We start from the raw sequence: 9,933 nt of genomic DNA on the forward strand, positions 1-9,933 counted from the left end.
TATACTTCGACTGGGCTCAGCACAGGCGCTCCTGTTTGTTGCACGCGGAGGTATAGAGAAGCAGAGGATTCGCTTCGCTCAAGGGTTTTTCACGCAAAGACACTAAGACGCAAAGGATTCGCTTCGCTCATGGGGTTTTTAACCGCCAAGACGCAAAGGAGGCGCTGAGGACGCAAAGGGCACTCGTTATACTTCGACTGGGCTCAGCACAGGCGCTCCTGTTTGTTGCACGCGGAGGTATAGAGAAGCAGAGAAATTTGCTTCGTTTATGGTTGGGTGCACGCTCCAGATAGCTATGGGTACGGGAGGCGCGAAGGGCGAAGCGCAATACTTTAACCAGTTTCGGCACAGGTGCACATGGGTTTTCGAACAACTGAGGAGCCAAGCGGACGCCCGTAGAACCAATGGGAGAATTTGCACTGATTAAGTTTGTTCTATTGGCTATAGGGCGAATGTTCCTGATGCGGATCTGCATTTGCGTAGCAAGATGAAACGACTTTTTTCCCATAATTGACATGTTATGGTTATGCGTGTCTGAATATTTCATGTCAGTTGGCTACAACGTAAGCTTGAAGATCTATGTTCTTTATTCAAAAGAACTTACGCCATGAATACGATTCCACTGAGCAATGAAACCCGATTCAATATTGAAGGTGTGTATTTGGCATTTAACAGTTTAGATGTTCTGGCAGATAAGCTTCTTGATGTATACTATTCGGCCCAAATGAGCGCACCTGGCGTCCTTTTGATTGTGGAATTTGAGTTGCCGATCCTCGATACCAGAGGCAAGCGGATGCTGATGCGATTTTTGAAAGCACTGAATACCATCAATTCCAGATCCAATACAGGAATTATTATGATTGAATGGAGGTATCAATTTGAGGACGAGGATATGGAAGAATTCGGTGAGCTGATCGAAGAATCAACATCGCTGGAAATACACATGATTCAGACAGAGGCATATGCTGTGCTAAGAAAGTTGTAAGTATTTGTAATGTCCGTCCACAACAACTATGTGTGGTTTGTTGCTATGGTCTGACTTTTAATAACCTGATTAACAAAACATGGATTCATTTATTGACACGGACGCATACACCGTGATGAACTGTGCTCATCGGAACAGAGTCATATTTTCATTCAAGGGCACTCCTTCTGTTGAAATAAACTCAAGCATTATCCAATATGTAGAAGAAATGCTGCACGCTTCTGGAGACCCCCGTCCAGTTCAGAAGAAAGTGATGAACATATTGACTGAGGGTTTGCAGAACATGTATCACCACCTCCATCCTGCAACCCACAGGCCAGCTTGGGAAGCCTCCACCATATTGATCATAGGCCGTACTGAGGAAGGTTATTTTATTAAGACCGGCAATTATGTTGATAGGGATAGTGAATTCAACATTGACCAGCGATTGCGCGAGCTTGAGAAGCTATCAGAAAACGAGCTGAGAGAACGTCATGTTGCCGCTTTGAAGGACGGACTGCGCACCAAGAAAGGTGCTGGCTTGGGCCTTATAGACATAGCAAGACGGTCAAACAACAAAATACGCCATAAGATCACCCAGGTCACAGACCAGCTGTCCTTCTTTTCTCTTCATGTAGAAATAAAATTCTGAACAATGAAAACAGATAATTTTGAACATAACGAACTTGAACTGAACATTAATCCTACAGAACAGACACCACTGATAAGGTACTCGGTTGAAAATTCGACTTTGGAAATTATCGGAAGGTCAATCCCTGAAGATGTGATCGGATTTTATAGGCCTGTGATGGGTTGGCTGAAGAACCTGGCATCTACCAATCCCAGCAGATTGGATGTGGAGTTTCTCCTAGAATACTTCAATACGAATTCATCTAGAGCCCTTCTCGACATTTTAAAAACAATTGAACGGTTGAAAGATTCAGGCACGATGGTCCACATCACGTGGTATCACGAGGAAATTGACGATGACATGCGTGAATTTGGCAATGATCTGTCTGAGTTGATCAATTTGCCCCTAAAGATCCTTGCCTTGAACGAAGCAAGCTTTGATGAACGAACAGATTCATCAAAACATTTTTGACGCATGCTGCATCTGGTCGTTTACAGTTTGACCAGAATGAGGGTGGCGTCATCCGTATTGGATTCCCCTCCTTGCAATTCTGTGAACCATTGTTCGACACTTTCCAATCTAGGTTTCGAGAATGCATCGCGCAATCCTTTTCTGAGCAATCTTTTGCCATCTGGCATGAATTGATCTTGAACGCCATCTGTATGCAGTAAAACGGTATCGAGATCTGATAGCGGTAATTCTGCAAATCTGCCCCGATGCTTTAAATTCAACTGGTCTTTGCTGTTGCCTAAACAACATGGGAAGATCTGCTCTTTTGGCTGAACGATGGCGCCATTCTTGAACAACTTCAATTGTCTGGAATTGGATGCATAACTGATGCCGTTTTTCAACTTATCAAAACACACTACTGTGAGTTCAACAGATATCATTTGTTGCATCGACTCGGTGGCATGGTGAGAAAGTTTCCTGAACCGCTGCAATACCTCGCTCAATACTTCTATTGGCGTTTGAAGGACCTGATTTTCAACTAGGTTATCAATAATGCTCATGCATATATTGGAAAGAAAGGCCCCTGCAATTCCATGCCCAGTGGCATCACCGATTATAAGCATGGCCTTGTGTGGAGATTCCGGTCTTCTACTGAATGTATAGAAGTCTCCAGAGACTTGATGATACGGTCTGAACAGTAGATCGACATGTGAAAAATACTCCTGCATGAGATCCTTATTAGGCAACAGGTTCTGCTGTACCAATCGTGCATACTCAAGCCCGCTATTGATCTCCATTGTGGTTAATTGTAAGGCCAGGGTTCGTTCAATCACCAATTCCTCCAAGTGTTCATTGGATTCCGCCAGTTTTTTATTGAGTTGATCCAATTTATATTCTTGGTCGTAAGCTTCCAGTGCAGAAAGCACGGTCATTTCAAGGTCAGATTGGCTCCAAGGCTTGGAAATGTAACGGTAAAGTGCCTGTTCGTTGATCAGTTGGGTAATATCATCGAGTCTAGCTTCTCCGGTAAGCATGATATTGCGGCACTTTGGAAACAGTTCTTTCAGCCGAAGAAGGAATTCGGAGCCTGACATGCGTGGCATCTGGTGGTCTGTGACCACAAGTGGAATCAGACCATTTGCAGCAATTATATCCTGCAACAATTCCAATGCTTCCGCGCCATCGTTGGCCGTTTCTATATTGAAACCGGGCGGAAGGATTTTTCTCATTTGCAACCGAAGCGAGTGCAACACGGTCGGGTCGTCCTCCACCAATATTGTGTAACGGTCAGTGCTCATCAGACAGTTAGAAGTTGGTTGATCATGCAAATAAGTTCCTCTTCCTTCCAAGGCTTGTTCATCACCGCGTTGGTCACTTGCATCAGTTGAAGCTCCATCAGTTTCGTTTCATCGGCCTGACCGGTTAGGATCATTGTGGTCATTTGGGGATACAGTTCTCTAACCCGTTTAAGAAATTCATCACCTTTCATTCCTGGCATCATCCAATCGCTTATGATAAGAACTGTGATAACACCAAGTTCGGCAAGGTCTGCAATAACCTCTAGTCCCTCTTCTGCACCTTGGGCAAACTCAAGTAGATGTTGCGTTTCAAAATGCCTTGATAACTGTATCCGTAAGCTGTCCAATACGAGCTTCTCGTCATCCACACACAGAATGGCTGTTTTCATTGAAGATTCATTTTTGGAAGCGTTACGATGAATGTTGTGTTTTCTCCGGTTTCAACCTCAATGCTACCATTCATGGAAGCCACCACATTGAAAACGATGCTCAGCCCCATTCCTGAACCTTCTCCAACTGGCTTTGTGCTGTAAAATGGTTCGAACAGTCGGCTTAGTACATGTTGAGGTATTTCCGGACCATCATTTGTCACTTTGATGATCACATTGTGTTCATCCATCAATCCCTGAATATTCAGGTGGCCTTGGTAGTTCATAGCATAGAGCGCATTGGCTATAAGGTTGCTCCAAACCTTACTTACCTCAGATTCATTGGCCTGAATCAAAAGTGTGTCTTTGATATCAAGATGAACCTCAACTCCCTTCTTGATCTGGCTGGCAAACAACAGTAACACATCTCGGATGCTTCTATTTACATCGAACACAGTGGCATGGTGTACGTCATCATTCCTTACATATGATTTAAGCGCTCTCACCACGTTGGCGGCCTTTTGTGCAGCTACTTCAATGGTGCTTATTGATTTCCTGACCTTCATGATGGTGGTCGTTATGTTGAGTGCCGCTTCAATATTGTTTGAATGATAGATGTGGTCCAACACTTCCTTGTCATCTGCTATTATTCCGCTCTCAACCAATTGCGAGGCATGATCCTTGGCTTTTTCAATGCCATAAACGGTGCCCAAGTGTTCTACCAACCGGATTTTTTCCTGACGCTCTTCCCTACTTGTCAGGGTGTCGTGTGCTGTGAAATCATCGGCCAGTTTACAGGCCGTCATTATCGAATCGTGATCGGCATTCCTCAAGCCTTCTTTAAATAGATGCTTGAGTATCTCGCTCACATTATCTGCACTTGCCGTAATGGCACCCAACGGTGTATTCATCTCATGGGCCACTCCTGCCGCCAATCTTCCAAGAAGTGCTAATTTTTCTCCCTCTACAAGTTCGCTTTCTGCCACTTGAAGACTCTCCTTTGAACGTTCGGCTTTTTCCTCCAATCGTTCGTTGAGTAAAACCAAGTCCTTACGGGCCATCTCCAGCTCTTTATTCTGTCGGGTCATATCGTCAATCAGCTGGTTAGCTTCGCGCATGGCCGTTTGGTTGGCCTTCATTACAAACAGGTACTCGGCCACAATGTCGTGTGGTGCAAAATCCGATACCTCAAGCCCATAATCGGTTGGAGAATTAAGCTCGTTGAGCATAGGACTACATACCAACAGAAAGATTCCTTTCGTGCCTTTAATTTTGGTGCACTTAAAGCAGTTTCCATTACGCTTGTCGCTAATGACCACGAAATAGGACGGATCATCTAAGTTAAACAGTGCCTTGTGCCCACTCGGGCGTTGTACATCAAAAAAGTCGGTGAATACTGACCTACCCCTAAGACCCGGAATACTTTTTCTGAAACTGCGCGAACAATCCGTTATCACGCCATCTAAGTTGACGAAGATTGAAAGCGGAAGCAGCGAATCAATGAATTCCCGCGAGTCGTAACTACCACCTGACCAAAAAACGATCTGCCCCTCCATTCACCTGCTTCTTTTCGATGTGTTCTACCTGTAATTCCGTTTTAAACCGTTTCCCCAAACCGTTAAGCAGGCCAATAACCATAGGCGCAAAGCCTTCACGTTCTGAGTAATAATGCAACTCAATCTCATTTTCGGCTATCTCAATACATTCGAACTTGGGAGGTTGTAGGTGTGGCATCATATTTTTCACCCTCAGATGCAGCAGATCAAGGTTCTTCAGGAACTGTACCAATGTTGAGCCCGTAAAATCGAGCATATCTCCATAGCCTTCTTCTGCAGTATACAGCACCCAGTGTTCTCCAAAGGCTTCCAGTATCTTATTTGCATCAGCACCCAACACACGGCTGGCCGCCCCAACAAGGTCATAGGTCAGCTTATCGGGGTAGCTCTTCAAACTCACAAAACGTTCGTCTTCCATGCCTGCCATGTTCTTTATTTCTGTCCACTTATCAATACCGTGCCCCTTTATAACAAGATCTTGAATGGCTTTATTAACTAATCCGTACATTAATTTTTGAACTTAACAATTGATTTCGGTCAATATTACTTCAAGAAGTGACTGCCCGATATAACCATTATTGGTATATTTAACAAGAAACATAACATACACAAACTACGGTATGTTCAAAATTCGATGAACAGCTACTTACCCAAAGTGCCCTTTTTCGAGAGGCTTTCGGAATTACAGACTGATTTCCGAAACAAGTAATTGAGAAAAGTTATGCGCATGGCATCGCGTTATGAAATTAAAATGCGAATGATCAATTTCAGTGGCACACCACCATCTTTCCGAAAGATTTCGATTACTGGGTATAAATAACCTAGCGATATCAATCCAACCTTGATTGAATCAGTTTCTCACGAAACGATTGAAACACTTCATTGGAGAGTGCGCCAATTACCTTTTTTTCACTGCTAGCGATACACCGATTATTTGTGAACCATGTATAAAATAGCGATGACACATATTACCGCTAAGATGAAATAGAGCAAATTAATAAGACCTGGTTCGTTATCATTCATAGGTTAATGGAAATTGCACTGATTATTGAAATTGTTTTCTGCACGCATATGCATCAGCCACCAGTTGTTTACCAACGGGAATGGGCTTGTGCGCGTGGTACTCCAACAGATATTTGATGTAGGTTTCCACTTCATCTACAGTATCTGCATAACTCCAATATTGCAAAAGGTCATTAACAATAGGCTTGTAAACCGACAGGCACGAAGCTTTTAACGGATTGTGTGTTTGAAACACATCTAATAGCGAATCTTTTAGCGAGGTGTTGCCCATAATGTATGGTAGGAAGTGATAAGACCGGTTTAGCCCATGTACTTAAAACGCCTTATCGCTGAATTGCACATTTACATTGTGCTGATTGAAGAAATGAATGAGACCAATCACCTGCTTTAGTTCGATGCCCAACTTATCTATACCCGGTGTTACAATGGATTCAACAAGGCCTTTGCTAACCAGATCGGCTAGAAAAATGCCACCTGGACGTTTTGTAAATTCAACCTCATCATCTTGAAAGTCTTCAATGATCTTATCAAAGCCGGTAGGAGGCATATACTCTTTCTGGAAAAGTTCGGCCTCAGTGGCTACTATATTGTAATACACTCTCATTACAAAAGGATTTTGTACGCTATACCAGCATAAACAAGGAGAAAAAGGATGACCCGTATGATGGTCATCATCACTTGGTGTGTTGGGCTTTTCATTTGTTAGTTCGTGATTGCACTTGCAAACCAACGGGTTGTGTTTATAATACAGTTGACCAATAAAAGCCAATTATCACATCGACCAACATTACAATTGGTTGTTTCCAGTGATTTTTTCCCACATGCAAAGGTTATGTTTGGTTACATCCAATAGGATTACTAACCAAATCGGGTTATTAAGCAAGCTACATCAGTGCTAAGCCCAGATCTGAAATTCGCTCATGTAAATTATTGATGAACCGACATGGTCATGCTACATCATGACGGTAATATGCACTGACCTCAGCAGCGGCTGTCAAAGCCGAAACTGCTACCTTTGGTCAGAGAGTGGGTGTTTGAGATGGTTTGAACATACTATTGCGCTGCTGCCCTTTCTGCTTAAGTTCTTCATACTGAGCACGCTCATAATCTTGAAGATATGTTCGGAAACTCTCCGTTTCCCCAAGTTCTAAGCATACATCCATCAATTGTTGAAAAAGCTCTTGCTCGTATATTTTCAGGTTAATGGAGCGCATGTAGCTTAGAGCTGTTTCGAGTTCAAACTTCGCCTGTTTCGGCTTTCCTGATTGCTTGTTGGCTATTCCTATGTTCAGCATGGCAACTGCAATGCCTCTTTTATGCCTTTCTTCTTGGCGCAATGCCAAACATTTACGCAGAATTTCAATTCCTTCGTTATACTGGCCGCGGTGAACGTAGATCCCAGCCATACCATCGAGCATGTCTGCGATTCCCCGGATGTTTCCTATCTCTAGGAAATAATCATGTGCATGCTGGAAACATTGCATGGCATTTTCAAATTCCGAAAGCTTGAAATACACACCGCCTATGTTACCTGTAATGATTGCTGAAAGCAAGAGGTGTTTACCCAGCTGTGCTGACGAAAGGGCTTGCTCAAAATAGGCAAGTGCCGTATCGTTCTGTTCAAGGATACCGGATATGACACCCATTCCGCTGTAGCATTGGGCCATTCCGCAATGGTCTGATAAAACCAGGTACATATCTAAGGCTGCCTGAAATTGGAGGATGCTTTCTTCATATTCCAACATCTTCCAAAGACTGCTTCCCAAACCTTTTCTAGCGCATGCATTGGATCTGACATCACCTAATTTCTCGGCAAGTTCAATTGCCTGATTGGCGTGTTCGCAGGCCTTTACAAAGTTTTCTTCCTTCAGCAATTCTACAAGCTGTACAAGCACATCAAGTTTTTCGGGATCACTTGCGTTATCCGCATTGTACTTCCGCAACTTGGCTTGTAGCGAATTGATTTCGTTTGTTATCGACTGTTCGATCATATTGAAGTTCAAGAATTGGAATGCGCATTCATTGATTGACTCTGAAATTCAACGGTTTATCTGTAGAATGTAGCGTTCAGTTTCAATGGTTTGGTCGACACCAAACCAGGCTCGATCATAATGGCGAATAACTGCATTACACAGGGTCTGGTTATAACATGACCGAACCATTTTTAATAAGTGATATAACTAATAATGGTAGCGTTGAACAAGGCCATTTTCAAAATATTCGGCTTAGAAGTGCTTTGTGTTTCTGTTCATTCATCCATCATTACAACTGGAATACCTAAGCTGAGCTTTGCTACGGTTCAATCAACAGGCAGGCCATAGACGCTTGACCTAGAGATCGGCAAACTTTATTTCCTAACCTGACCGCGTGTGAATTTCCAATGAATTCCACATGCGAAGGTTATCCAACGGGTTGCAGTGTTGCTCAGCTTTGATGTATGCAAGAGAACATGAATTATTTGGAGGCTTTGGGAATTGCCGCAATGGAACCGGCCATAAGCATAAATGAGCTTCTCAGCTTCGGAGAAATGAACCAGCGAACCTATGGTATCTGCTTAGAGAACGGGTTGCTGAACACCCAACAGCTGATAGCCTTTTACCGTAAACACGGAGACTTCAAGTCGTTGCGCCATTGTGGAGCAATAGGCAGTCATATACTGGTGTCTCTTTGCAAAAAATACGTTGGTTTGAAAAGCTGCGAATTGCAGATGACGGACGGTGCCGTTGATTTTGATAGGCTTCGGAACGCCAAGACCGCTTTGGACAACGGCCATCTGGATGTGCTGATCATACTTGGCAAAACAGATGGTTCAAGACCTGGAGCAAACACCCCCATCCGTGGTAGGATAGGTTGGTGCAGAAATGAATATTGAACCGTAGAGCATGAGCAGGTCAAGAGTGGCGCTTAATGCAGTTTTAAGCGGGTTTGCCATGGATCTCAATGGCCAAGAAGGTCTTGTCATCAACTTGTGCACGCGTGCCTCTCCAATTCTCAAATGTTCGATGAAAAATCTGACGCTGCTCTGAAAATGACCTGTTGCCAACTTCTGAAATGAGCGTCCTTATCCTTGGTTTTCCAAATTTACGGTCAGCTGACCCGCCAAACTGGTCCACTACTCCATCCGTTAACATATAGAGCCTGTCCATTTCATTCAGTATAATTTCCTTAGATGAAAACTGGTGGTCCGAGTAGGTTCCTGTTCCAATAGAAAGCCTATCGCCTCGGTGTTCGGTCAAAGTTCCATTACGAAACAGGTATAGCGGAGTTGATGCCGAAGCAAATGACAATCTTTCTTCTTCAAAACAGCACAGGCAAATGTCCATTCCATCAGACATGCCCTTGGCACCACCTTGCCTCCAGGATAAAGACAGCATATTCTGACATTTATTCAGAATATCTGCAGGATCTGTTAGCCCGTGTTCATCAACGCATCGGTTCAAGGTATCCATGCAAATTACCGTAAGGAGCGCGCCCGAAACGCCATGTCCGGTACAATCTGCAAGTGCCAGCAAATTCTTGTTTCCGATCTTTCTGTGCCAATAGAAGTCGCCAGACACCACATCGCGGGGTTTCCAGATGACAAAAGTTTCAGCTATCCCTTTCATAGCTTCTGAAAGATTGGGCAGAAGATATTGTTGGATCT

At 43.7% G+C, this 9,933-nt stretch carries 12 protein-coding genes; 4 read left to right on the forward strand and 8 right to left on the reverse strand.

The window, feature by feature from the left end:
• Nucleotides 1–607 precede the first annotated feature (607 nt).
• From K9J17_18395 to K9J17_18405, 3 genes are all read left to right on the forward strand, one after another.
• Nucleotides 608–985, forward strand: coding sequence for a DUF1987 domain-containing protein (locus K9J17_18395; GenBank protein MCF8278703.1), 378 nt, complete (start codon nucleotides 608–610; stop codon nucleotides 983–985).
• A 79-nt stretch (nucleotides 986–1,064) separates the two neighbouring features.
• Nucleotides 1,065–1,616 carry a SiaB family protein kinase gene (locus K9J17_18400; protein ID MCF8278704.1) on the forward strand — a complete coding sequence of 184 codons (552 nt, stop codon included), beginning with the start codon at nucleotides 1,065–1,067 and terminating at the stop codon, nucleotides 1,614–1,616.
• A 3-nt stretch (nucleotides 1,617–1,619) separates the two neighbouring features.
• Entirely contained in the window at nucleotides 1,620–2,066 is a 447-nt protein-coding gene (locus tag K9J17_18405) for a DUF1987 domain-containing protein (protein MCF8278705.1), read from the forward strand.
• Nucleotides 2,067–2,086: 20 nt separating this feature from the next.
• Here K9J17_18405 and K9J17_18410 read toward each other — a convergent pair whose 3' ends face one another.
• The 7 genes from K9J17_18410 to K9J17_18440 all read right to left on the reverse strand — a co-directional run bounded on the left by K9J17_18410 (nucleotide 2,087) and on the right by K9J17_18440 (nucleotide 8,281).
• Nucleotides 2,087–3,343: a response regulator gene (locus tag K9J17_18410; protein MCF8278706.1), complete on the reverse strand. Its 1,257-nt coding sequence runs from the start codon at nucleotides 3,341–3,343 to the stop codon at nucleotides 2,087–2,089.
• A complete protein-coding gene (locus K9J17_18415; protein ID MCF8278707.1) occupies nucleotides 3,343–3,732 on the reverse strand; it encodes a response regulator in 390 nt (129 codons plus the stop codon). The genes K9J17_18410 and K9J17_18415 overlap by 1 nt, the downstream gene beginning before the upstream one ends.
• On the reverse strand, nucleotides 3,729–5,267 hold the full coding sequence (locus tag K9J17_18420) for a GHKL domain-containing protein (protein MCF8278708.1): 1,539 nt from the start codon (nucleotides 5,265–5,267) through the stop codon (nucleotides 3,729–3,731). Before K9J17_18420 ends, K9J17_18415 begins: the two co-directional genes overlap by 4 nt.
• Complete coding sequence (locus K9J17_18425) at nucleotides 5,233–5,775, reverse strand: heme NO-binding domain-containing protein (GenBank protein MCF8278709.1); 543 nt, start codon at nucleotides 5,773–5,775, stop codon at nucleotides 5,233–5,235. Before K9J17_18425 ends, K9J17_18420 begins: the two co-directional genes overlap by 35 nt.
• Nucleotides 5,776–6,312: 537 nt before the next feature.
• Nucleotides 6,313–6,561 (reverse strand): hypothetical protein, encoded by a 249-nt coding sequence (locus K9J17_18430; protein MCF8278710.1) that lies wholly within the window; start codon nucleotides 6,559–6,561, stop codon nucleotides 6,313–6,315.
• A gap of 42 nt (nucleotides 6,562–6,603) precedes the next feature.
• On the reverse strand, nucleotides 6,604–6,894 hold the full coding sequence (locus K9J17_18435; GenBank protein MCF8278711.1) for a hypothetical protein: 291 nt from the start codon (nucleotides 6,892–6,894) through the stop codon (nucleotides 6,604–6,606).
• Between the two features lie 415 nt (nucleotides 6,895–7,309).
• Nucleotides 7,310–8,281, reverse strand: coding sequence for a tetratricopeptide repeat protein (locus K9J17_18440; protein MCF8278712.1), 972 nt, complete (start codon nucleotides 8,279–8,281; stop codon nucleotides 7,310–7,312).
• 446 nt (nucleotides 8,282–8,727) lie between these two features.
• On the opposite strand from K9J17_18440, the gene K9J17_18445 reads away from it, so the two are divergent.
• Nucleotides 8,728–9,162 carry a hypothetical protein gene (locus K9J17_18445; GenBank protein ID MCF8278713.1) on the forward strand — a complete coding sequence of 145 codons (435 nt, stop codon included), beginning with the start codon at nucleotides 8,728–8,730 and terminating at the stop codon, nucleotides 9,160–9,162.
• A gap of 43 nt (nucleotides 9,163–9,205) precedes the next feature.
• Here the strand turns inward: K9J17_18445 and K9J17_18450 are convergent.
• On the reverse strand, nucleotides 9,206–9,933 hold a 728-nt coding region (locus tag K9J17_18450), incomplete at its 5' end, for a SpoIIE family protein phosphatase (GenBank protein MCF8278714.1).

The organism is Flavobacteriales bacterium, from assembly GCA_021739695.1.
GTDB lineage: Bacteria > Bacteroidota > Bacteroidia > UBA10329 > UBA10329 > UBA10329.